This is a genomic window from Candidatus Nitrotoga sp. BS (genome assembly GCF_927797785.1).
Classification (GTDB): Bacteria; Pseudomonadota; Gammaproteobacteria; order Burkholderiales; family Gallionellaceae; genus Nitrotoga.
Genome location: NZ_CAKMLL010000035.1, coordinates 1 through 22,870, shown reverse-complemented (window position 1 = coordinate 22,870; position 22,870 = coordinate 1). Strand labels below are relative to the sequence as shown.

Below are 22,870 nucleotides of genomic sequence, written 5' to 3'. Positions count from 1 at the left end.
CTATTAAAATCTGGCAAATTCAGCTTCATTTGGGATGCCAGCGAGGGCGTGCATGCCAGTCTTTACCTTAGCTGAACGTGTAGTTTTGTTATTGTCCGCCGCCACCCTGTTCACCGCTGCCTTGCGTTGACTGCCGCTGGCATTCGTTCCAATTTTAAAGAATTCCATCGTCTGTTGTAGTTGCTCCGCCTGTCCGCTCATTTCTTCAGCGGTAGCTGCCAGTTCTTCTGATGCAGATGCATTCTGCTGGGTGATCTGGCTCAATTGACTCATAGCGGTATTGATTTGACCCACACCTGAAGACTGTTCTTCCGATGCAGCACTGATCTCTTGTACCAGGTCAGAAGTCTTGTTGATGGAAGGCACCATTTCATCCAACAACTTGCCCGCCTTCTCCGCCATATGCACGCTACTGGACGCCAGTTCGCCGATTTCCTGCGCCGCCACCTGGCTGCGTTCTGCCAGTTTGCGTACTTCTGCTGCCACCACTGCAAAACCCTTGCCATGCTCACCCGCACGTGCGGCTTCGATAGCGGCATTGAGTGCCAACAAATTAGTTTGATAGGCAATGTCATCAATAATGCTGATTTTTTTGGCGATGTCTTTCATGGCAGACACGGTCTGCTGCACCGACTCGCCCCCTTCGGTCGCTTCCTTGGCAGCTTTGCTGGCCATACCATCGGTGACTTTTGCATTTTCGGTATTTTGATTGATGGAAGCACTCATCTGCTCGACCGAGGCACTGGTTTCTTCCACACTGGCGGCCTGTTCGCTAGTAGCCTGGCTTATGGATTGAGCAGTCGCACTTACTTCTTCAGAAGCACTGGAAAGACCGTCTGACGCGCCACGCACTTCGGTAACAACTTGTGACAATTTACCCACCATGTTTTGCATGGCTGCAAGTAATAGACCCGTCTCATCTTTAGATGTCACCTCTATATTTGCAGTCAGATCACCTTCGGCCAAGCGGTTTGATACATTTACGGCTATATTAAGTGGCCCGGTTATGCTGCGTGTAACCCAGAAAGCGATGCCTACGGCCAATGCAAAGGCGATGGCCGCTAACACCAGCATCATGCTGCGTGCAGTGTTGTAGCTTTCGCCGGCTTCCTTGACGGACGTCTGCACTAACTCTTTTTGAAAGTCGCTCAATGCATCCAACTTTAATTGGTATGCCGCCAAAACAGGACGCAGCTCGTTACTCAAATATGCTCGCGATTCGTCTTTTTTACCTTCATTTATCATCCCAATCAGATACTTGTAGCCATCTACATATTTGACTCTGGCATCATTAAGACCCTGTAACAACTCCTTTCCACGTGGCAAAGTAAGCACTTTTTGCAGTTTTTCAACATTTTCTAGTATATTTGTCCGCGCTTTAGTGATTGATTCCTCTTGTTTCTGGCGGTCATCACGATTATCTGTGAGAATCATGTTTCTTAATGAGATGGCGATAGCGGTGGTTCCACTCTTGATTTCCCCAACCAATGCTAACTTCATATACCTATCATTCACCACCAGATTCAGAGTCTCATTCTGTTGCGACAGCCGGGTGATAGCTAAGGCCGCAGTAATCAGCAGTAAAATCACCACCAGACCGAAACCCAATCCCAAACGCATACCTATTTTCATATTCTTAAACATGATTTATATCCTTAGTTATTATTTATTAATTAAATTTGTGGGTTACTACATTACTGAATGAGACAATTGCCTGGTTGAAACCTTTTGTGATTCCTGATTGACCGCCTGGTGAACCAACGATGGCACATCCAATATCAGCGCCACTTCGCCGCTACCGAGTATGGTCGAGCCACTGATGCCGCGCAGGGTACTGAAAATTTTGCCCAGTGGTTTGATCACGGTCTGAAATTCACCCATTAATTCATCTACCACCAGCCCTGCTTTTTGTCCTGCGCAGCTCACTACAACCACGTTCTCACGCCGCGAGCCACCAATACTCTCCACTTCAAAATGATCACGCAGCTTCACAAAGGGCAATACCTCGCCGCGCAGATTAAGATAGCTGCGCTCACGCGTCTCCTGGCGATCTTTTTCAGAAAGTTCAATACATTCCTGCACCATGTCCAGCGGCACTATGTAGCTGGACTTTCCTACCCCTACCAAAAAGCCGTCGATAATCGCGAGGGTAAGTGGCAAGCGAATACTGACTGTAGTGCCCTGGCCTACCGCACTATCCAAACTTACGGTGCCGCGCAGTGCAGTGATGTTACGTTTAACCACATCCATCCCTACGCCTCGACCTGAAAGATTGGTTATCGCTTCTGCAGTAGAGAAACCTGCCTCAAAAATCATGTTGTAGATTTCACTATCAGGTGGCGTTACATTAGGGGCAATCAAGCCGCGTTCTCTGGCCTTTTGCAAAATTCGGTCACGATTAAGGCCGCCTCCATCATCAACAATTTCAATCACGATGCTTCCCGAATCGTGGTAGGCGTTAAGCCGCAACGTACCTTTAGCGGGCTTACCCACGGCCTGACGGATTGAAGCAGACTCGATACCGTGATCCATTGCATTACGCACCAGATGCATAAGTGGATCTCCAATCTTTTCTACAACGGTCTTGTCCAGCTCGGTCTCTGCACCGGTAATTACCAGTTCAATGTCTTTGCCAAGCTCGCGGCCAACATCACGCACCACGCGCTGAAAACGGCTGAAGGTTTCACCGATGGGCACCATACGCAGACGCAATGCGCCATCGCGTATTTCCTCCACTAGCCCAGACATCACTGAAGTTGCTTCTTGGAGTCCGTTATCGCTAACACGTTGGGCAAGCAAACTTACACCCGCTCCGGCTATCACCAACTCCCCTACCATATTGATCAATTCGTCCAGCTTGTCGGCATGCACGCGGATGTAACGGTTTTCCTTGCTTTTACTATCTTTGGACTGAGTTTGCTTATCCAGTGCGGCTTGCACGACTTCATGTTCGACCGAGCGTTGATCTACCAAAATTTCACCCAGCGGCGTTGTAGAACCGTCCGAACGGGTGCTGGTTTGCTGTTCGCTTAGCCCATCTTCCAGTTCCTGTTGGGTGAGCGCCCCTGTGGACACCAGGATTTCGCCCAAGCGCGTTTCATTTTCTGGAAATGAACGAATTAAGTCGATGTATTCCGTCAGCTTGCTATGCGGCGGCAGAATATGAATAAGGCTGCCTTCCCGCGCGAATTCAAACACTCCCGCGATAGTCGCCTTGTCCGCATCCGACTTAAAGTCAATTTCAAAACCGAGATAGCACGATTCTGCGTCCATTTTATCTGCAGGCGGCAGAGCATCGAACATGGTAGTAATGGAAACAATTTCTCCAAGAGTAGACAAATAACGGAGAAAAGAAAGTGGATCCATCCCGTCTCTCATTACGTTCTCGCCGAAACGCAATGAGATGTGCCAATTGTCTGTCTCTACAAAACCACCCCCGCTGGATTGAAATGAAGCTTCAGTTTCCACTTGAACTACATTATTTGACTTTGAGCTATCCTGATTAGCTTGATAATCTTGCAGCCGGATACGCAAACCACTTTCCCGAGCAATGGCTTCGGCATCCAATTGCCCACCTTGAGCGGCAACTACGTCAACCAGGTGTAACATGTGATCGCCGCTTTCGAGTAATACCGCGATCAGATTGGCCTCAATAACAACGTCTCCATCGCGTACTCTGTCCAGCACATCTTCTACAATATGCGTGAAACTGACGATGGGATCTAATCCGAACAAACCCGCTGATCCCTTAATAGTATGCGCGGCTCGAAATATAGCGCCAATTGTGTCGGCATCACTCGGATCCGCTTCAAGCCGCAGCAACGAATCCTCCATATCTTGCAGTAGTTCTCGTGCTTCGGCGATGTAAGTTTGCAGTGCTTGATCAAGATCTAAACTCATTTTTATTGTCCCTTTTTCTCATTGCAAGAAAGCACTACCGGATCGCCGAAATAAGGCGCCAAGTTACACATATCCAGCACATCCAGCACAGCACGACTGTGCCCGGTTAACCGCAGACTGGTACCGTGCCTTTCAGAATCGCGCTTAGCCAGGATAAGAATTTGCAGGCCAGCACTATCCATTTCACTGACTTCTGACAAATCAATTTCTCGGTCGCACGGTTGAGCAATATGGTTCATTAGTTCATCCTTCATGTCGGCGGCAGTGTAAATAGTCATGTCACCCTCAATATGCAGTAGCGACTGTCCATTGTTATTTCTTGAGCTAATAGGCATGGTATTTCCTTATGTAGTTCTGATTGCCACGTTCTAAGGCAATATCAATTTAGACACGGCAGCAAGCATTTGCGCCGGCTGAAACGGTTTAACCACCCAAGCCTTGGCGCCAGCGGCCTGACCTTCCTGTTTTTTGCCTTCCTGGGACTCGGTGGTAAGCATGATGATCGGCGTGAACTTGTAATTGGCTAGCTTTTTTACCTCTTTGACGAAGGTAATCCCATCCATGTTGGGCATATTCACATCGCTGATAATGAGGTGAATTTTTTGCCCATTCAGTTTTGTCAGGGCATCTTTACCGTCACATCCCTCAATCACGTCGTAGCCTGCACCTTTCAATGCAATGCTGACGACCTGCCTTACGCTGGCGGAATCATCAACTATCAATATTGCCTTACCCATAACTTCCTCCTAAAAAAATGTGATTTCCTGTTTCGTGGCTTTCGTGGCCGCGCCGGATTGGTTCCCGCGATGGGTGTGTACTTGTTCCTGAGTGGCATAAAGCGCTTCCATCTCAGCCAACCATGTTTTAACATTGAGGGGCTTAACAGGAATAGATGCCGCCTTGTCCTGCTTATATTGCTGCAAGTGCTGATGCAGTTTTTCCATGTTGTTGCGCACATGAGCCAGTATCTGGCTGACGCGATCCTGGAATTGCAGTGAAATCAGCACATCAGATAATTCATCGCGAATACCTGCACTTTCCTGTTGCAACTGCTCGGCAGAGTCTGACAAATTCGTAGTGACGTTGGAAAAGCTTTGCAGAACTTGTTGAATAATAGATTCAGAATTTGCAACTGACTTGGAGTCATGTTCGGAAGAGCTTTCAGCGATCTTGAATACGCTGGCGATGGCGTTGCTGATAATATCCACCGTACCCGACATTTTTTTACCAGTTTCACTTGAAAGACTAGATAGTTTACGTACCTCATCTGCCACTACAGCAAACCCACGACCAGCTTCACCGGCACGCGCAGCTTCGATCGCAGCATTTAAAGCAAGCAAGTTTGTTTGAGCGGCAATCTCTGCTACCTTTACGGCCATCGCTCTCAGTTCGCCAGTGTAATCATTGAGGCTTCTAACCTGATTCAGCATATCGTTGCGGCTATGCTGCGCATCCCTAATGGAATCAATCACGCTGGTCAGTGATGACTCACTTTGTGTCATTACCGTCAATGCTCCACCCTCGGTATTGCCTGCCAAGTTACCGGCGGCACTTTGCGAAGCATTGACCGATGCCTCCAGTTTTGCGTTTATACCGACAAAACGATTTACCAATTCTGTGATAGCTGTTTCAGTCTGATTACGAGTAGTTTCGACTTGCCTAGACCAGATAGGCACCACCTCAGCACATATATCTTCCAAGCCACCTACACCAGCATTCGCAAGTTCGACTTCAAATTTTGCTTTCACATTGACCATCTCATTGGCTACGGCTTGCCTAAGCAAGGTTCGATGACGGCGAGCGCCCCACTCTCCAAGAGCTGCTGATACTCCAACCAGCACTACAGCAGACACAATGCCAGCCAAGCCAACTCCACTCACAATAAGCAACATAGAAGCACCGGCAAAACCGGTACCCAAAGCAATTCCCCAACAAAATGTTGCAGTAGCTTTATCTGCTGCCGAATTAATTTTTCGTGCTGTCATTATTTTTCCCTCAACTTTCTATTCAGCTTTTATTAAAATGAAATCGTCAAACAGTTAACGGCCATTATTTAATAATCTTAAATAATTAATCGTCTCGATTTGATTCGTGATGAGTAACCATTCTATAAATAGAGAATTAACGAGAAAGGAATAATCAGTTAAAAATCAATTCAATTTCGACAGACAAAACGAACGAAATTTTTATAAGTCCGTTTTCCTGATTTTGTCGAAGGATGGATAGGTTTAAAAAGAAAAAAAATGTTCGGGTATACATTTCAACTGTGCAGATGGTAGCTGTTACATCGGCCACACTGACAATCTTGAAGACGCGTCGACCAGTAAGAGGCCCGGGAATGCGAGGGTTATACCGAAACGTACCTACTGATGGAGCTAGATTGATCGCAAGGATGTGTCACGCAGGAAAACGCTTTAGGGTGCCTCTAAAAATTCAAATTCCTAAGCAAGACAAGGCACAAGTAAAAAAATTTTAGCGCAGCATATATTTGATATATAAGCGATAATATTTTTTGAGTAACACCATATTGTGACGCAACAGGGTCTGCAGGCAAGCTGCGAAGCGGCTGCTCGCAAAATTGGATTTGTAGAGATGTACTTATTAATCGAAATGTGAATCAAAGGCTAGAGCTGCAAAAAGAAAGAAATCACGATGCAAGGCAGCTGGGGGAGTTTTTTATTTGGCGAAAATAAAATCCGTTCATCCTTTGAAAGGCTCAGGACGAACGGATATGCCGCTTCTGCGGGAGTTTCAAGTTGATTCCCACTCTATTTCACATAGAGCCGCTACGGTTTATTTGTAATTTTTTTAATGGAATTATCTACTAGTGTTAACTTGAAAATCGTCGTTAACATTTAACGACATTTTTCAAAAATTTAATGCATCTAAAATTAACAATGCAGGAACATGAGCACAAAATTTTTACATAAAGTCAAAAAGGGATAATCCAGACACCGCTAGAAAAGATTTCTGCGCTGCTTCAAGGGTGATTTTTTGCTGGGTTAGATCGCTGATCGCCTTGTTCAAATCCACATCCTGCAATTGCGATAACGTCTGTTTGAACTGCAGCCCCATATCGGCCCCTGTACTTTGCAGCGCATCCAGCTCGCGCAGGCGAGACCCCAACGAGGCACGTACCGTCAACACACTATCGATACCACGATCCAGACTGTTTATCGCATGATTGTTACTATTGGTAAATGCCGCTGCTGCAACCGCCCCTCCCAGTGGATTAGGTGTTCTCAGAGCAGTTATCAAACCAGAGATGGTCTCGAATATACTTTCGTTGGTGCTGGGCGTTACAGTGAAAACATCCCCGTTCGCTGGTGTGCCTGAGACATCAAACTGCAAGCCATCAAAACTGATTGCCTGTTCGCTGACGTAAGGAGTACCGGCTGCTATTGGCACCGGCACCGATGCTCCCGGCGTAGTATTTGTCACGCCATAAGTTGTCACACCGGCAGCCACAGTGAATGTCACCTCATAATTATTTCCTGTAAGTAATGCCGGATCAACAATCGCTCCTTGGTTGACGATGCCACCCCCAGTATTTGTGTTTGCCGACTGGGTAAGAAACGTTCCATTGCCATTCTTGACGCGCATAAAAATGTCTGCGCCGGAATCGTTAGCCGCCAATTGTTTGGAACTATCGACCTGAATCAGGCGCTGACCACCATCTGTCTGATAATTGATGACACCAACACTATTCTTGGAAAAAGGTTGTGTTCTGCCCTGAAAACCAGAAAAGAGAAAGTTACCTACTCCATCTGTGCTGTTTGCCAACGAAAGTAACTCGTCCAGACGCCCACTCAAATCCGTTGCAAGGGTTTGCTTATCAGAGCTAGTCAACCCTCCGTTACCTGCATTAACCGCTACTGTTCTGACGTCTTGCAGCAAATTAGTTACGCTTTGTAAAACGGTCTCAGACAACGAGGCGGAATGCTGCACAGTATTCCGGTTAATCGCAAATTGTGAATTGGTAGCATCTGCTTGCGATAGTATCAGCACCCGCGCTGCAGCTATCGGATCATCTGCTGGCGTGAGGATGCGTCGCTGAGTGGCGATCTGCTGTTGGGTGTGCAACTGCTGCGACTGCAGCTGATTAAGCAATCTTACGTTGGCATTGTAAATACTGCTAGTGCTAATACGCATGGCTTGTTACCCCCCTAAACTTAACAAAGTATCAAACAAGGTATTGGCAACTTGAATCACCCTACCTGCAGCTTGATAGGCACGCTGATAACGCAACAGGTTGGCCGCTTCCTCATCCAGATTCACTCCAGAGATCGATTGTTGCGTTTGAATAATCTGATTAACCATGCTGGTTTGCGCCAGGCTGGTCAATTCCAGTGCGCGAGTTTTATTACCAACTTGACTGACCAGTTGCGCATAAGCACTCTGATAAGAGGCAGTTCCGCCCGCCACTGTGTTTTGGGTTTGCAAATTTGCCAATAGCAGTGCATTACGATTGTCAGCTGTAGCGTTGATATTGCTGGTCACAGCAAAAGTATCCCCAGCAGCTGGGGCACCGGAAATCTGCAAGGTAAAGCCATTGTAGGTGATAGGAGCACCCTCGGTATAGGCCACGCCAGCTGCCGGGGAGCCTGGAATACCAGTGCCTGTTACAGTAAATGTAGTCGGTGGGTTATCGAAAACAATGCTGACTGGTTGCTGTAAATTGACATCAACAGGTAAAACGGCATTGACCGTGCCCGCACTAATACGGCCCGAGCCAATATTTGCCAATGATGCATTTGTCCGAATTGGCGCTGCTGCTGCAATTTTGGAGGTGTCACTAATAGCAACAGCAATGTCACGTGCTCCATTTACAGTCGGACGTATCATGTAGCGATCGCCTGCCACTGCTCCCGCAGTGGTGGCGATCGTAAGTCCATCCACCGTTTGTGGCAAAGTAGCCAAGGACGTAACCGTATTATCTGAAAGGCGCGTCAGCGTATAGGCAGTCCCCCCGTCAAACCGTAACGAATAATCGCTGTCGGTCAACGCTGAAGAACTGGTAATGCTGGCGCTAATGGTAGCGGTACCTGAATTATCGGCATTGGTATTAACTAAAGGCACAGCCTGAGTAAAGAAATTGCCGCCCAGAGCGCCATTTAGATCCTGCCCGAGCTGGTGTTGTTGATTAAACGTATCTGCCAATACCAAGGCCACCCGACCCAAGGTATTTTGTGCAACATCCAGTGATTCGCTGCGGAAGGCTAAAAGCCCTCCCAAATTGCCACCCTGAAAACTATTTTGCTGCGCACGAATAACGGTTGCACCTGAGCTAAACGCCACCTCGGTCCTGGAGGGGTCACTGAGCGACTGAACGGCCTTCAAAGCAATGGGCTGTTCTCCCACCACCAATGATTGCCCCGATCCGATAAAAACGTTGAGAGTGCCATCGTTTTGCTTAACTACGTTTACCTTGATTTCTTGATTCAACAGCGAGACGAGCTGATCACGTTGGTCCAGCAAATCGTTTGGTGTCTGTCCATTGAATGCCGCTTGTGCCAGCACGATACTCTTGTTCATTGACGCAATCTGCTGCGCATAGCTATTAATGCTTGATACGCTGGTGCTAATCTGGCCATTGATGCTATTACTAATGTCGCTCATGCGCTGATCTAACGACTGAAATCGCGACGTCAAAAACTGTGCGCTCCCCAGCATGGCTTCCCGTGCGGCTTGCGACTCGGGCGAACTGCTAACATTGTTTACCGCGCTGAACAGATCCTGCAATGCAGGTGACAGACCAGCATCGGAATCGGCCAGCATATTGTTGATCTGGCCGATCTGCTGGGAATAGGTTTCCAATTGACTGGCCTGCGCCTGCCCTTGCAAAACCTGGGTAGACAGAAATTCGTTATATATTCGTTTGACAGTACTGACCTCTACACCCTGGCCTATAAACCCAGCACCAGTCTCCTGAGATAAACGTGCGTTCTGTACTATCACCTGTCGATTAAAACCGGGCGTATTTGCATTGGCAATATTGTGTTCAACTGTCGACAACCCAATTTGGGCTGCATTCAATGCGCTAACCCCACTGCCGAAAATTCCGATTCCCATAAATTCCCCGCCACACTTTACGTGTTTAAACTGATCGTATGTACTTAGCCCAAAATGAAAGGGGATAATCAATCACAATCTTCTCCTTGTTTGCGTGAACACAAGTGATCCATCTAACCCGAAAGTTCATGACGTTATGCAAGTTATCGACGCACTGAAAAATTTCTTGAATTTAGCAACGCCATTAGCTTATCGTATTAATCCTATTCATGACTTTTACCAATTTATCTGCATATTGAGGATCAGTCGCATAACCCGCTCGCTGTAATGCATGGGCTACCTGATGGCTCCCCTGCCCTGACTTTAGCGCTTCAGCGTAGCGCGAATTATCTCGTAACAGATGAGCATAATCGCTGAATGCTTCGCTATAAGATGAATAAGCGCGGAATTTTTCTACCTGCTTGCTTGCTATTCCATTGTGGAACTCAGTAGTTACCACGTTCGCTACCTTTCCGTTCCAGTTACCACCAGCCTTGATCCCAAACAAGTTAAAGCTGGTACTGCCATCCGATTGTCGTATCTCCCGCCTGCCCCAGCCACTTTCCAGCGCAGCCTGTCCCAACACCAGATGTGTCGGCACTCCAGTTTCCTGGCTCGCTTGCACGGCATGAGGTGTCATGCGTCGCACAAAATCTTGCTGAGGCGTGGTAGGTTGGGAGGGGGTATTTTTTATCCCATTCGCAACGCTGTCACCATACGGCGTTTGCATCACACTAGCTGAGCGCACTGGTACTGGCTCAGCCAATACAGGCTCTGCTCGTGCCTGAGCAACATCAGAGCTGGCTGGCCGGCTCAACTGCTTGATCATAATATCAGCCAAGCCTACTCCTCGACTGGACATGTTCTGCACCAGTTGCTGATCCATCATTCCGGTAAACATTTTGGTCTGTTCGTTATCAAACATGCCATCTTGCGGTGTAGCCTCCCGCATGGATTTCAGCATCATATTCATAAATACTGTTTCAAACTGTTGCGCAACCAATTTTAGTGCCTGCTCTGGCGACTGTTTGGCCTGCAGTCGTAACTTATCCAAGCTTTGCGCACTCATCGCCAAGCTACCGGTTGCATCGGTCTTGCCAGAAATGTCGATTGGGTTAATCATTATCGGTATCTCAATGAATTAAAATATCCAAACTAGATAGTCAGTTGAAGCAACACAAGAGGATGTTGTAATATTTAGTGAAATACTCATTAAATGATCTCGAGTTCAGCACGCAACGCCCCGGCAGACTTCATTGCCTGCAAGATAGCCAGTAGATCTTGCGGGGTTGCACCTATCGAATTCAGCGCCTTCACCACTTCGCCCAACGATACGCCTTTATTCAACATAACTAACCCACCCTTATCGGACTGAATGTCGATCGTCGTATTGGCTGTCTGCACCGTTTTGCCCTTGGATAAGGGATTTGGTTGACTCACCTTGATATCGGAATTAATCACCACCGTCAGATTGCCGTGTGAGATCGCGAAATTTTCCAACGTCACCATCTGATTCATAGCGACCGTGCCGGTACGTGCATTTACGATCACACGCGCCCCCTCCCGCCCGGGGTCAACTTGCAAATTTTCGACCTGCGAAACGAAAGCCACACGCGCGCTGCCTATTGGCGCGCGCACCTGAATAGTGCGACCATCCAATGCAGCAGCAATTTCCGTAGCCGGCGAGAGTTCCGAATTGATAACAGCAACAAGACGCGATGCAGTAGTGAAATCCATCTCTTTTAATTCAAGATTAATGAAATCGCCCTGCCCCAATACGGTCGGCACGGCTCGTTCTACGGTTGCCCCACCGGGAATGCGCCCGACACTCAAATGATTGACCTGCACCTTGGCATTGCCGACTGCAGCTCCCACACCACCAACCAGCAAATTACCCTGCGACATAGCGTACACCTGGCCGTTTGCACCTTTAAGTGGCGTCATTAAAAGTGTTCCTCCACGCAGGCTTTTTGCATTGCCCATAGAAGAAACTGTAACGTCTATGGTTTGTCCGGGACGCGCAAATGGCGGCAGCATTGCCGTCACCATTACCGCTGCCACATTTTTCAATTGCAGGGTAATTTCGGGCGGCAGACTGACCCCCATTTGCGTCAACATACTAATCACGCTTTGAACAGTGAATGGCGTTTGGGTAGTCATATCACCGCTGCCATCTAGGCCAACAACCAAGCCGTAACCAAGCAACTGGTTTTCCCGTACACCCTGAATACTGGCGAGATCCTTGATACGTTCAGCGTATGAGTAAGAAGACACAGTAACTAGCAATATCAGCAATATTATTCTAGTAATTTGCATAATGAGTTGGGATATAGCCATCACACAAATCCTTTTCAGAACGGCAATACAGACATGAAGACACGCCCTAGCATGCTCGAGATTACCGACATATCAATATGATTGGCACCCTTGTATTCAATGTGCGCATCTGCCACTTGGGTAGATAGCACGGTATTGCTGCCAGTAATGGTATACGGATTGACTATGCCGGAAAAACGGATGAACTCACGAGCTTGATTAATTCCTACCTGTTTCTCACCGCTGACTAATAAATTGCCATTTGTTAAAGCTTCAATCACGGTCACTGTGACCGTGCCGGTAAAGGTGTTGTTACCCGTAGTATCATTTTTGTTCGCTAAACTGCCATTTGTGGTACCAGCAATACCTATACCAGTCATCTTCAATTTATCGCCCGGAATTTGCGTAATGATCGGCGATTGCACAGCAATACTTCCATTGTGTTCCGCGCCAGTACTCGATTTACCAGCTGCAGAGGTCGTTTCAGAAATAATTATGGTGAGGATATCACCCACGTTACGCGCGCGTTTGCCTTCATACAGTGGCCGCTCATTCTGCCCAGCCTGAAAGATGGAACCGTTATTAGTCTCAGTTTTTTTATCGGGCGCACGTGCAGTCATCGGCTGATGAATGTTGGTCGAAGGAGTATGTGCACAACCCGCAAGAACCAACATCACTCCACATATAATCCAGCTAGACAAGTTCCACATCGCGCATCTCACTCCACTTACATCTGCGATAATTTTTGTAACATCTGATCCGAAACCGTGATTGCCTTAGAGTTGATTTCATAAGCACGCTGCGTCTGTATCATGTTAACCAGTTCTTCAACTACGTTCACATTCGAGGTTTCCACATAGCCCTGAGTCAAAAGTCCAGCACCATTGGTACCCGGTACATTGGTGTTGGGCGTTCCAGACGATGCAGTTTCTACAAACAGATTTTCGCCCTGGCTTTGCAGACCCACCGGATTAATGAAAACAGCCAATTGCATACTACCGATCTGCACCGGTGCCGCAACCCCGGCCTGTGTCACCGACACTGTACCGTCACGGGCAATAGTGACGCTGGTAGCATTGTTAGGAATAGTTAAAGCAGGCTGCACTGCAAAACCACTTGAAGTCACTAGTTGCCCCTGGTTGTCAGTCTGGAATGATCCACTTCGTGTGTAAGCTGTCGTTCCATCCGGCATCAATACCTGAAAAAAACCCGCTCCCTGTATCGCCACGTCAAACTGGTTGCTGGTTTGCTGCACGTTACCCTGGGTTTGAATGCGCTCAGAAGCAGTCGGACGCACGCCAGTACCGATCTGCAAACCGGAAGGTATCTGAGTTTGTTGCGAAGATTGCGCGCCAGGCTGACGTATAGTCTGATACAACAAATCTTCGAACACCGCACGCGAACGTTTGAATCCGACAGTGCTAACGTTCGCAAGATTGTTAGCGATTACATCCATCTGAACTTGCTGCGCTTCCAGTCCCGTTTTAGAAATCCATAAGGAACGTATCATGGTCACTATCCTTTAAAAAATTTATAGGCGCGCGATTAATCACGCCGAAATCAAGCATTCATATTCAGCAATTGGCTGGCCTGCTTGGCGTTGCTGTCAGCGCTCTGCAACATTTTCATCTGCATATCGAATTGCCGCGCCAGCGAAATCATGCTAACCATTGCATCAACAGTATTCACATTGCTGCTTTCCAGGCTACCGGACGCTACTTTCACTCCTACATCAGCCGCGACAGGCTTACCGTCCAGAGTGCGAAACAAGCTATCGTCACCGCGCACCATCTGAGCTTCCGGCGGGTTCACGAGCTTGATCCGCCCAATCACCGCAACCTGGTTAGGCAACTGTCCACTAGTTACGGTGGATATGGTGCCATCCGTGGCTATGGTAACCTCGGTATTTGGCGGAATAGTAATAAAACCAGTATCACCGGCCACGTTCAAACCGTTACGAGTCTGCAGAATACCTTCGGGTGAAACTTTTAAACTGCCATTACGGGTATACGCCTCACTGCCATTTTCCAGTTGAACGGCAATCCAGCCGTTACCTTGTACCGCCAAGTCCAGATTGCGACCGGTTGGCTGCATTGCGCCTTGCGAAAAGTCGGTACCAGCCGTGGAATCCACCACGAAAGTACGCGTTGGCAAACCTTCGCCAACCAGTGGTACTGCACGAAAAGCATTAACGGCAGCACGATAGCCTGGGGTATTAACATTGGATAAGTTTTGCCCCACCGTCGCTTGCTGCTGCATCGTGTGCGCGGCCCCGCTCATAGCGGTATAAATAAGCCTGTCCATCGTCTTCTCCTCAGTTAACCAGCCATCAGGAAACTAATTAGCGCAGGTTAGTAATCGTTTGCAGCACTGAGTCCTGTGCCTTGATGGTTTGTGCGTTAGCCTGATATACACGCTGCGCCACAATCATATTCACTAACTCTGCAGTTAAATCCACGTTGGATTCTTCCACTGCGCTAGACTGGAGCACGCCCAAACTTGAGCTGCCAGGTGTACCTACCAGTGGTGCACCAGAGCTTGCGGAAGCACTCCACTCATTGCCGCCCAATGGCTGCAAGCCCTGCGGATTAGTAAAGTTAGCAAGCAAAACCTGGCCCAATGCCTTGGATTGACCGTTGGTGTAGCGACCAAAAATAGTACCGTCTGCACTGGTACTAAAACCGCTCAACTGACCTGATGTAAAACCATTTTGAGTCAGCTGATTCACTGCAAATGTCGCACCAAATTGCGTAGAAGAAATATAATTTAATACCAAAGGTTGAGGTGTAGTCGAACCTGTCGAAAACACGATGCCGCCACCAGGCACCGTTACATCACCCGTTGCTGGTGTAATTAAAGCACCGGTTGAGTTAAAGGTTAAGGTAGGAGATGTCCCTAACAGGGTATTCGTTGCCGTCGCAGCTGCTCCATCCAGACCGAGGTCATCTACGGTCATATGGATATCCCAAGTATTCACAGTCGCATTTTTCACAAAATACTGAGTTGCAATATGGCTATTACCCAAACTGTCAAATACCGTTAATGCGGTAGAACTATTGTAAGAGGTTGAGTCAGTCGGGCTAAAAATAGGCGTGGTAGGCACTAACTGTCGAGAATCCAGATTTACACCAACTGAAGATGTGGAAGTAGATTGGGGAACAAGAGATTGCGTAGAAATTTGCAAGGGTGCCGAACTGCCCTGCGTGATAGCTCCCGTCAACGGATTAGCTGATAAACCGGTTAACTTATGGCTCTGCGCGTTCACTATAAAACCGTTTCGATCCAATTGAAATTGGCCATTTCGGCTGTAAGTTATCGCGCCATTGTTATCCATTTGATAAAAGCCCTGGCCGTTAATCGCAATATCCAAGGGGTTGTTGGTTACACTGACATTCCCTTGCCCAAATTGCTGAGCCACTGTTGAAACTCTAGTGCCAATCCCTGCTGCCGAATCTGAGCCACCCAAGATACTGGCATACACATCCGCAAACTGGGCTTGCGATTGCTTAAAACCAACGGTACTCGCGTTAGCTACGTTATTGCCGATTACGTCCAGACTCTTGGCCGCAGCATTTAATCCGCTTAATCCTTGTTGAAATCCCATGTCACTCTCCTTGCGTTAGATAATTTGCTTTACTGCAGACATCGCAACGCTACCTGCTGTACCCACGTCCAAAGTAGCGCCATTTACGCCTGGAGTTACAGCATTAACCATGCCAAAGGTCAGTGCATTAGCGTCAACTTTATTACCGTCCAGTATTGCTTCTACCGAAAATTTGTAGGTTCCATTTACGGCAGGTGTACCTGCATCTGTCTGGCCATCCCATGCCAGTGCTGTCACACCAGCCTTCTGAGGGCCCATTTGCAATGTACTAATAAGATTACCTGCAACATCCTGTATCAGCACCTTTACACTATCAGCAGGCTGAGTCAGCTCTATCCCAGCAATTGCCTTGCCATCGTTCAAAGTAATTGAAGAACCTGAAATCAAAACCCCGTGTCCTATCATGCTAGTGGCTGATAATGACTGTCCAAGGGACATGCTGTCACTTAAGGCCTGCAAGGTGGCATTAAGCTTATCAATGCCGGTTACTGTGCTAAGTTGCGCCAGCTGCGATGTCACCTGCGCGTTATCCATGGGATTCAACGGATCCTGATTCCTCATTTGAGTAACCAACAGCTTCAAAAATCTATCCTCCGTATCAGCGGCGGTAGTTTTAGTATTCGACGCAGAATTACTATTGGCATTAAGCGAAGAAATAAGTGCGGCAGCAGGGTTGGTATCTTGAATTGCGCTAATCATGGTTTATCCTTTCGTTACTGACCTATAGACAGTGTATTGAGCAACAAACTCTTGGAGGTATTCATCACTTCCACATTATTTTGGTAGGAACGCGAGGACGAAATCATGTTCACCATCTCTTCAACCACATTAACATTGGGCATGGTGACATAGCCTTTTTCGTCGGCCATGGGATGTTTGGGGTCGTAACGCACTTGCATTGGTGCAGCACTTTCAACCACCCCCGACACCTTTACACCGGCACCACCCTCCATCGGCGTGGCACTGAACATCACTTCCTTGGCACGATAGGGTTGACCATTTGCACTCGTTGCACTGTCGGCGTTGGCCAGATTGCTTGCCACTACGTTCAGACGCTGCGACTGCGCTGCCATCGCCGAACCTGAAATGTTAAAGATATTAAATAAAGACATAAAAATTATCCTTGTAACGCGGTTAATACACTTTTTATTTGAGCGTCCACAAATTTCACGCTGGCTTGATAGCGCAAGGCATTGTCAGCAAACTGCGCACGCTCGACATCCATGTCTACCGTGTTACCGTCTGCGCTAGGCTGCACCACATTGCGATACATTACTGGCGCACCCATTACGTTTTTACCTGTGCCACCGCTCAAGTGTTGAGGCGCGGTACCTGCCAACTGCAACTTCGCCGTGTTACCTGAAATTGCTCCTTGCAACGCCTTGGCGAAATTAATATCTTTTGCCTTGTAGTTGGGTGTATCGGCATTAGCGATATTGGAAGCAATGAGCTCCTGACGCACCGAGCGTAGATCCAGCACGGTTCGATTAAACTGGAATGCATCGTCAATTTTACTGACCATGTTATTTACCTCCTTCAAAGTGTTTCTACTTCTTCCACGAAGCACATACTAAACACCAATGCGCTATGACTATTGAACGAATAAGCATGGGAAAGCACCTTAATTTTCACGTTATAAATACAAAATTAAAACTGAGGAAGGATTTAAGATGAGAGTAATAAAACAGATCACAATAGTCTTTCAATCTATTGATTTACAATGAATAACAATAAATTAAGTTACCTCACGGCATACATGAACGCCCACTTTTTGCCAAGCTTTCAATCAATGATTGTGTGAAGGTAAAGATTACTGCCATACATCCGAACTTTTGGTGAAGCTTTCGCTTCTGTCTTGATGGAGTTCGCTGATCGGTGATTTCGAGATGTGGATCAAGCCAACGCTTGGCAAGCTCGTGGTTGCCAGCAAGGAATCACCAATCTAAGATGAGGTCGAAACAAAGGGTACCCCCTGACGCCACATCCGATACCAGTGCTGGCATTCTGGAAGTCTTCCCCTGTTTCACCATTAATTAGGGTATCGGCTCCTCAACTTACCTTGATCTGTACCCTAAAGAGAGCCTTTGTCAGAAGAATTGACATCAGAAAGTGGATGCAGAATTTTGTGCAGAAAATTCAACAGTATTGCCCGGCAGCATATCCAGATGACCACGCCCACTGAAAATTGTAGCCACCCAGCTGACCTGTTACATCAACTACTTCACCGATAAAATACAGGCCATTCACGTCATTGGCTTCCATGGTTTTAGACGATAAGGCATGGGTGTCAACACCACCGCAGGTAACTTCAGCCTTGGTATAGCCCAATGTGCCACTAGGTGTTATTTGCCAATTATGCAGTTTGGAGGCAAGTGCTGCGATCTCCTTGTCCGAATATTGGTTAATGGGTTTATTACCGGAAAAATTAGCACTGGCCAGCTGGGCGCACCATATTTCAATAAACCGCTTGGGCAAATATTGCGCAAAAAAGTTGCTGAGCAACATGCGGCTGTCTCGTTGCTGCGCGAACAATTTCAGCGTGTCGTGATCCGGCAGCAAATTTATGTGCAGCGGCTGGCCCTGCTCCCAATAAGATGAAATTTGCAAGATGGCGGGGCCACTGAGGCCGCGATGGGTAAAAAGGAGATTTTCGCGAAAAACTTGTTCACCAAAGCTTACCTCAGCATCCACAGAAATTCCGGCGAGATCAACATAAGGCGCCCAATCATCCGGATGAAAACTCAATGGAACCAACCCCGGCTTTAGTTTGGTCACGGGGATTTCGAATTGCTGCGCGAGTTGGTAACCGAACGGTGTTGCGCCAATCTTGGGAATAGACAGGCCACCGCTGGCAATCACCAAGGACTGCGCGAGAAAAGTGCCATGATTGGTATTGCAACTAAATCGTTCGGCTGATGGGCCGCTATTGCTTTTGACTTTTAGCCCTTCTCCTGTTTGCGGAAAAATGGGGGGTAGGCGCTCAATCTTATGCACTTCGCAAGACATAAGCCAGCTTACTCCCGCTGCATCGCACTCGTTTTTTAGCAGCGCAATAATGACTGCCGATCCTTCGTCACAAAACAGTTGCCCAAGTTTTTTTTCGTTATATCCGATGCCATGCTGGTTAAGCCATGTGATGAAATGCTGGGGGGTGTAGCGCGCCAATGCGGAGCGACAAAAATGCGGATTGCCAGATAAATAGTTTTCCGGCTTGGCGTACAAATTGGTGAAGTTGCAGCGGCCACCACCTGAGATGCGGATTTTCTCCGCCAGTTTCTTAGAATGATCAAGCAGCTGCACCGAACGGCCACGGCGTGCAGCCTCAATGGCGCACATCATGCCAGCCGCGCCGGCACCGATGATCAACACATCCACATTGACACTCATCGCAACAGACAACTAGCCGCTTTCAACAGCCTGTCAGCTTGGCCATGCTTCTAATATGAGGACTCACGGCTGCACCTCCAAAAGTTCCAACTGTTTCCATATACATGCGCCCTTGCTGGCTTTATCGATATCGGCCAACTGCTGCGCGTGCTGCGCCAGCTCTTCATCATTAGCAGACAGCACACGCAGCTCTAAACGTGACAAATCTGAAGAAACCATGGTTGGCTCATCTTCCTGTTCATTGCCTTCTTCATCCAGTAAACTTTTCTGTCCGCGCGTCATAGACAGATAAACTTCTGCCAACAGCTCGGTATCCAATAGCGCGCCATGCAAGGTGCGGTGAGAGTTGTCTATCTGGTAACGGTCACACAATGCGTTCAGATTATTTTTCTTGCCAGGATGCAACTCCTTGGCCAGCTTTAGTGTGTCAATGACGCTTGCACAATAGGTATTCAACACAGGCAGTCCGGATAGTTCCAGCTCAACATTAAGGAACCCGACATCGAACGGCGCATTGTGAATGATGAGTTCTGCGCCACGGATAAACTCAAGCAACGCTGGTGCAATCTCAGCAAATTTTGGTTCGTCCTGTAGACGCTCCAGCGTCAGGCCATGCACTTCGGCCGCGCCGGCATCAATCTCGCGTTCTGGGTTGAGATAGCGGTGAAAACGTCGATCAGAAACTTTGCGGTTGCATAATTCGATAGCCGCCAGCTCAATGATGCGGTGCCCTTTCTTGGGGTCCAGGCCGGTGGTTTCAGTATCCAGCACGATTTGTCTCATTTCATGCCTTCATTCAATAATTGCTCAATACCGCGATTGGCTAATTCATCGGCACGCTCGTTCCCATCATGCCCGGCATGTCCTTTTATCCACATCCACTGAACATGATGCTTGCTTGCCAGCTTATCCAGAGTACGCCACAAGTCCTCATTCTTGACCGGTTTTTTGTCGGCAGTCTTCCAGCCACGCTGCTTCCAGTTATGCACCCAGACACTAATGCCCTGTTGCACATACTTTGAGTCGGTATGCAGGATTACCCGGCACGGTCGTTTCAATGCTTCCAGCGCGCGGATAGCGGCCAGCAACTCCATGCGATTATTGGTGGTATGCGCTTCGCCACCACATAACTCGCGCTCCTTACCCATAATTTTTAACAGCGCGCCCCAGCCGCCCACGCCGGGATTCCCCTTGCAAGCCCCATCTGTATAAATTTCTACACTATCTTCACTCACTGCCACAAGTTCGCTCATTCAGGTTCCGTTTTAGTACACTGTGATACTTCTCTATTCAGCTTAGGCGCTGCAGGTAAAAGTTTGCCAACCAGTCCTCGGTTCCATTTTGGCATGATCAGGTTCATCCCCGGTACATGCTTAATCGCCTGCAAAAAATATACCCCGCCCCAAACAGCCCACCAGCGGTCGCCCGCTGGCTCCATAAAATTAAAACGGTTAAGAAAATTTGGATTCGTAAGCGGAGGTGCATAACAAGCAAAACGCCCCGTTACCACTACAAATCCCAGCAATGCCAGCCAATCCTTCAATCGCGACAAAGCTATAAAATCTCCGCACCAGGGGAAATTCGTCTGCGAACCCAACACACGCCTAGCTCCCCACAGACTACGCGGATTGAAGCCACTGATAATGACATTTCCCTCAGGCCTTAACACACGCTCAACCTCACGTAAAATTTGATGTGGGTAAGCATTGAATTCAAGAACATGTGGCATTAGCACCAAATCCACGCTACTGCATTCGAATGGTAATTCATCCATATCCAGCCGCACTTGCACCCTGGCCTCGTTCCCCACCGCGGCGCGTAGCGGCATACGACTGGCACGCAGAAAATCATGTTCGGCCAACCCGAGTTGCAGCGCATTAAACCCGAAAATGTCAGTTACACTGTGATCAAACAATACCTGCTCGCACTCCAGCAAGTATTTCCCCGGAGGCGTGGCGAACCAATCATTCAGCGTATTTTTGGTTGACATGCAATACTCTCTTAATTGAGTATTGCTAAATAAAAAACGGACATATCCATGTTAAATATTATTCCCATCCCTGCGTTCAATGACAATTACATTTGGATGCTGCACGACAAACAATATGCTGCGGTAGTTGATCCGGGTGATGCCGCACCTGTACTGGCTTATCTCAACCTGCACAAACTCAAACTGACCGCCATCTTGTGCACTCACCACCACAACGATCACGTTGGCGGCGTAAAAAAACTGACTGAATTATACAACGTGCCTGTGTATGGGCCACAGCTTGAAAATATTCCCTGCGCCAATCATAAGCTTGGCGGAGGTGATGTAATTGAAATTCCGGAGTTAGAAATAAAGATGAGCGTTATTGATATCCCTGGTCATACCCTCGGACACATCGCTTATTTTGGCGCCAACAGCGTATTTTGCGGCGACACCCTGTTCGGTTGCGGCTGTGGCAGGTTATTTGAAGGAACGGCTGCGCAACTATTCCATTCCCTGCAACAGCTGGCAAATTTACCAGACGAAACAAAAGTATATTGTGGACATGAATATACCGAGGCCAACATCCGCTTTGCGTTAGTTTGCGAACCCGACAATGCGAGTCTCAAACAACGTCAAGCAGATGTGCAGGCGTTACGCGCTGCCGGACGTCCAACGTTACCTTCGACTATTGCCCTGGAAAAAGCCACCAATCCTTTTCTACGCTGTGCTGAGCCAACAGTCATCGCCACCACATTGCGCATGGCGCAAATTAAAGAAAGCGACGACATCAGTATCTTTACGGCCCTTCGCACCTTAAAAAATAACTTTTGAAATTGTTTTCGATTGCGACAAAACCCTTTCTGGTTTATTCTGCGCGACCTTCGGAGAGGTGGATGAGCGGTTTAAGTCGCACGCCTGGAAAGCGTGTTTAGGATAATATCTTAACGCGGGTTCGAATCCCGCCCTCTCCGCCAATGATGTAAGTTAAGCCAGTGAATATGCTGGATTTTTTATTTTATTGCCGCAAATATTCTTCCTGCTGTTTATCAGGCTACATTGCTTGATGTACAAATAACTAGAGGATATATACCAGTTCCCGGTTTTCAAGATTTAATGCTTCCATGTTTGCAAATTTGCGGTGCCAGTCCGGCGGCTTGAAGGGCGCCACGCGCGCGCCGCTTCGGCGAGTATATGACAAAAGGCCGTGAGCAGCCGTGCGGCCTCGATCTGAAGGCGATTGTCTCCTTGAAACTAGATCTTGTGATTGCTTGGGTTAGCGGCAACCGGCAGACAGCCGACGCCAACTTTCGCAATCGTTTGGTGAGTTTGCGTGCGAAAAATAATAGAAGATTTAAAACCACTTTTTAAAATATTCCGTGCTTTTCAAACATAGTCAATCTGGAAGCATGTGTTGAAAAACATTAGAACCCACCGTCAGTCGGCCTGCCAGACGTGATAACGCCCACCGAAGTGGGCGTGTTGCAGTGAATGTTGCTACAAAGATTGCCGCTATTACCGGGGCTTGCGTCTCAGCACTACCAGAGCCTGTAGCGCGAGCAGACTAACCAGCAGCAATAGACCCCATTCAGACAGGGTGGGAATGCTAGTCGGTATGCCCGCTACGGGTGTAACCACCGCCG

23 protein-coding genes and 1 tRNA gene are annotated in these 22,870 nt (G+C 47.9%); 3 read left to right on the top strand and 21 right to left on the bottom strand.

Annotated elements, in window-relative coordinates; all coding sequences use genetic code 11:
- Positions 1-3: 3 nt before the first annotated feature.
- The 20 genes from MJ769_RS03215 to MJ769_RS03120 all read right to left on the bottom strand — a co-directional run bounded on the left by MJ769_RS03215 (position 4) and on the right by MJ769_RS03120 (position 21,248).
- On the bottom strand, positions 4-1,644 hold the full coding sequence (locus tag MJ769_RS03215; protein WP_239234405.1) for a methyl-accepting chemotaxis protein: 1,641 nt from the start codon (positions 1,642-1,644) through the stop codon (positions 4-6).
- A gap of 45 nt (positions 1,645-1,689) precedes the next feature.
- Complete coding sequence (locus MJ769_RS03210) at positions 1,690-3,900, bottom strand: chemotaxis protein CheA (protein ID WP_239234404.1); 2,211 nt, start codon at positions 3,898-3,900, stop codon at positions 1,690-1,692.
- Positions 3,901-3,902: 2 nt separating this feature from the next.
- A complete protein-coding gene (locus MJ769_RS03205) occupies positions 3,903-4,235 on the bottom strand; it encodes an STAS domain-containing protein (protein ID WP_239234403.1) in 333 nt (110 codons plus the stop codon).
- Positions 4,236-4,268: 33 nt separating this feature from the next.
- Positions 4,269-4,637, bottom strand: coding sequence for a response regulator (locus tag MJ769_RS03200; protein WP_239234402.1), 369 nt, complete (start codon positions 4,635-4,637; stop codon positions 4,269-4,271).
- Positions 4,638-4,646: 9 nt separating this feature from the next.
- Complete coding sequence (locus MJ769_RS03195) at positions 4,647-5,885, bottom strand: methyl-accepting chemotaxis protein (RefSeq protein ID WP_239234401.1); 1,239 nt, start codon at positions 5,883-5,885, stop codon at positions 4,647-4,649.
- Between the two features lie 937 nt (positions 5,886-6,822).
- Complete coding sequence (flgL, locus tag MJ769_RS03190; RefSeq protein ID WP_239234400.1) at positions 6,823-8,052, bottom strand: flagellar hook-associated protein FlgL; 1,230 nt, start codon at positions 8,050-8,052, stop codon at positions 6,823-6,825.
- Between the two features lie 6 nt (positions 8,053-8,058).
- Positions 8,059-9,972, bottom strand: a complete 1,914-nt coding sequence (gene flgK, locus MJ769_RS03185; RefSeq protein WP_239234399.1) for a flagellar hook-associated protein FlgK — start codon at positions 9,970-9,972, stop codon at positions 8,059-8,061.
- A gap of 184 nt (positions 9,973-10,156) precedes the next feature.
- On the bottom strand, positions 10,157-11,074 hold the full coding sequence (gene flgJ / locus MJ769_RS03180) for a flagellar assembly peptidoglycan hydrolase FlgJ (RefSeq protein WP_239234398.1): 918 nt from the start codon (positions 11,072-11,074) through the stop codon (positions 10,157-10,159).
- Positions 11,075-11,163: 89 nt separating this feature from the next.
- On the bottom strand, positions 11,164-12,288 hold the full coding sequence (locus MJ769_RS03175; RefSeq protein WP_445083057.1) for a flagellar basal body P-ring protein FlgI: 1,125 nt from the start codon (positions 12,286-12,288) through the stop codon (positions 11,164-11,166).
- 14 nt (positions 12,289-12,302) lie between these two features.
- Positions 12,303-12,977, bottom strand: a complete 675-nt coding sequence (locus MJ769_RS03170; RefSeq protein ID WP_239234397.1) for a flagellar basal body L-ring protein FlgH — start codon at positions 12,975-12,977, stop codon at positions 12,303-12,305.
- Positions 12,978-12,994: 17 nt separating this feature from the next.
- Positions 12,995-13,777, bottom strand: coding sequence for a flagellar basal-body rod protein FlgG (gene flgG / locus MJ769_RS03165; protein WP_239234396.1), 783 nt, complete (start codon positions 13,775-13,777; stop codon positions 12,995-12,997).
- Between the two features lie 50 nt (positions 13,778-13,827).
- Complete coding sequence (flgF, locus tag MJ769_RS03160; RefSeq protein WP_239234395.1) at positions 13,828-14,571, bottom strand: flagellar basal-body rod protein FlgF; 744 nt, start codon at positions 14,569-14,571, stop codon at positions 13,828-13,830.
- Positions 14,572-14,608: 37 nt separating this feature from the next.
- A complete protein-coding gene (gene flgE / locus MJ769_RS03155; protein WP_239234394.1) occupies positions 14,609-15,871 on the bottom strand; it encodes a flagellar hook protein FlgE in 1,263 nt (420 codons plus the stop codon).
- Positions 15,872-15,886: 15 nt separating this feature from the next.
- The gene (locus MJ769_RS03150; protein ID WP_239234393.1) at positions 15,887-16,570 is read right to left on the bottom strand and encodes a flagellar hook assembly protein FlgD; all 684 of its coding nucleotides are present in this window, start codon (positions 16,568-16,570) and stop codon (positions 15,887-15,889) included.
- 14 nt (positions 16,571-16,584) lie between these two features.
- A complete protein-coding gene (flgC, locus tag MJ769_RS03145) occupies positions 16,585-16,983 on the bottom strand; it encodes a flagellar basal body rod protein FlgC (RefSeq protein WP_239234392.1) in 399 nt (132 codons plus the stop codon).
- Between the two features lie 5 nt (positions 16,984-16,988).
- On the bottom strand, positions 16,989-17,393 hold the full coding sequence (gene flgB / locus MJ769_RS03140; RefSeq protein ID WP_239234391.1) for a flagellar basal body rod protein FlgB: 405 nt from the start codon (positions 17,391-17,393) through the stop codon (positions 16,989-16,991).
- A 614-nt stretch (positions 17,394-18,007) separates the two neighbouring features.
- Complete coding sequence (locus tag MJ769_RS03135) at positions 18,008-19,258, bottom strand: NAD(P)/FAD-dependent oxidoreductase (protein WP_239234390.1); 1,251 nt, start codon at positions 19,256-19,258, stop codon at positions 18,008-18,010.
- A 63-nt stretch (positions 19,259-19,321) separates the two neighbouring features.
- Positions 19,322-20,041 (bottom strand): DNA polymerase III subunit epsilon, encoded by a 720-nt coding sequence (gene dnaQ / locus MJ769_RS03130; RefSeq protein ID WP_239234389.1) that lies wholly within the window; start codon positions 20,039-20,041, stop codon positions 19,322-19,324.
- On the bottom strand, positions 20,038-20,511 hold the full coding sequence (gene rnhA / locus MJ769_RS03125) for a ribonuclease HI (protein WP_239234388.1): 474 nt from the start codon (positions 20,509-20,511) through the stop codon (positions 20,038-20,040). Before rnhA ends, dnaQ begins: the two co-directional genes overlap by 4 nt.
- A complete protein-coding gene (locus MJ769_RS03120) occupies positions 20,508-21,248 on the bottom strand; it encodes a class I SAM-dependent methyltransferase (RefSeq protein ID WP_239234387.1) in 741 nt (246 codons plus the stop codon). Before MJ769_RS03120 ends, rnhA begins: the two co-directional genes overlap by 4 nt.
- Before the next feature lie 48 nt (positions 21,249-21,296).
- Between MJ769_RS03120 and gloB the strand changes: the two genes are divergently transcribed.
- The 3 genes from gloB to MJ769_RS03105 all read left to right on the top strand — a co-directional run bounded on the left by gloB (position 21,297) and on the right by MJ769_RS03105 (position 22,598).
- On the top strand, positions 21,297-22,061 hold the full coding sequence (gloB, locus tag MJ769_RS03115) for a hydroxyacylglutathione hydrolase (RefSeq protein ID WP_239234386.1): 765 nt from the start codon (positions 21,297-21,299) through the stop codon (positions 22,059-22,061).
- A 52-nt stretch (positions 22,062-22,113) separates the two neighbouring features.
- Positions 22,114-22,204: transfer RNA gene (locus tag MJ769_RS03110), tRNA-Ser, on the top strand.
- Between the two features lie 217 nt (positions 22,205-22,421).
- Positions 22,422-22,598 (top strand): hypothetical protein, encoded by a 177-nt coding sequence (locus tag MJ769_RS03105; RefSeq protein ID WP_239234385.1) that lies wholly within the window; start codon positions 22,422-22,424, stop codon positions 22,596-22,598.
- A 144-nt stretch (positions 22,599-22,742) separates the two neighbouring features.
- Here MJ769_RS03105 and MJ769_RS14645 read toward each other — a convergent pair whose 3' ends face one another.
- Positions 22,743-22,865 carry an IPTL-CTERM sorting domain-containing protein gene (locus tag MJ769_RS14645; RefSeq protein ID WP_445083058.1) on the bottom strand — a complete coding sequence of 41 codons (123 nt, stop codon included), beginning with the start codon at positions 22,863-22,865 and terminating at the stop codon, positions 22,743-22,745.
- Positions 22,866-22,870 lie beyond the last annotated feature (5 nt).

Coding starts and splice junctions, on each gene's coding strand:
- MJ769_RS03210 (WP_239234404.1), bottom strand. CDS start 3,900: ATGAGTTTAGATCTTGATCAAGCACTGCAAACTTACATCGCCGAAGCA.
- rnhA (WP_239234388.1), bottom strand. CDS start 20,511: ATGAGCGAACTTGTGGCAGTGAGTGAAGATAGTGTAGAAATTTATACA.
- MJ769_RS03175 (WP_445083057.1), bottom strand. CDS start 12,288: ATGGCTATATCCCAACTCATTATGCAAATTACTAGAATAATATTGCTG.
- flgC (WP_239234392.1), bottom strand. CDS start 16,983: ATGTCTTTATTTAATATCTTTAACATTTCAGGTTCGGCGATGGCAGCG.
- MJ769_RS03120 (WP_239234387.1), bottom strand. CDS start 21,248: ATGTCAACCAAAAATACGCTGAATGATTGGTTCGCCACGCCTCCGGGG.
- MJ769_RS03215 (WP_239234405.1), bottom strand. CDS start 1,644: ATGTTTAAGAATATGAAAATAGGTATGCGTTTGGGATTGGGTTTCGGT.
- MJ769_RS03205 (WP_239234403.1), bottom strand. CDS start 4,235: ATGCCTATTAGCTCAAGAAATAACAATGGACAGTCGCTACTGCATATT.
- MJ769_RS03195 (WP_239234401.1), bottom strand. CDS start 5,885: ATGACAGCACGAAAAATTAATTCGGCAGCAGATAAAGCTACTGCAACA.
- MJ769_RS03105 (WP_239234385.1), top strand. CDS start 22,422: ATGACAAAAGGCCGTGAGCAGCCGTGCGGCCTCGATCTGAAGGCGATT.
- MJ769_RS03170 (WP_239234397.1), bottom strand. CDS start 12,977: ATGTGGAACTTGTCTAGCTGGATTATATGTGGAGTGATGTTGGTTCTT.
- MJ769_RS03150 (WP_239234393.1), bottom strand. CDS start 16,570: ATGATTAGCGCAATTCAAGATACCAACCCTGCTGCCGCACTTATTTCT.
- flgB (WP_239234391.1), bottom strand. CDS start 17,393: ATGGTCAGTAAAATTGACGATGCATTCCAGTTTAATCGAACCGTGCTG.
- dnaQ (WP_239234389.1), bottom strand. CDS start 20,041: ATGAGACAAATCGTGCTGGATACTGAAACCACCGGCCTGGACCCCAAG.
- flgG (WP_239234396.1), bottom strand. CDS start 13,777: ATGATACGTTCCTTATGGATTTCTAAAACGGGACTGGAAGCGCAGCAA.
- flgK (WP_239234399.1), bottom strand. CDS start 9,972: ATGGGAATCGGAATTTTCGGCAGTGGGGTTAGCGCATTGAATGCAGCC.
- flgL (WP_239234400.1), bottom strand. CDS start 8,052: ATGCGTATTAGCACTAGCAGTATTTACAATGCCAACGTAAGATTGCTT.
- gloB (WP_239234386.1), top strand. CDS start 21,297: ATGTTAAATATTATTCCCATCCCTGCGTTCAATGACAATTACATTTGG.
- MJ769_RS03200 (WP_239234402.1), bottom strand. CDS start 4,637: ATGGGTAAGGCAATATTGATAGTTGATGATTCCGCCAGCGTAAGGCAG.
- flgF (WP_239234395.1), bottom strand. CDS start 14,571: ATGGACAGGCTTATTTATACCGCTATGAGCGGGGCCGCGCACACGATG.
- flgJ (WP_239234398.1), bottom strand. CDS start 11,074: ATGATTAACCCAATCGACATTTCTGGCAAGACCGATGCAACCGGTAGC.
- flgE (WP_239234394.1), bottom strand. CDS start 15,871: ATGGGATTTCAACAAGGATTAAGCGGATTAAATGCTGCGGCCAAGAGT.
- MJ769_RS03135 (WP_239234390.1), bottom strand. CDS start 19,258: ATGAGTGTCAATGTGGATGTGTTGATCATCGGTGCCGGCGCGGCTGGC.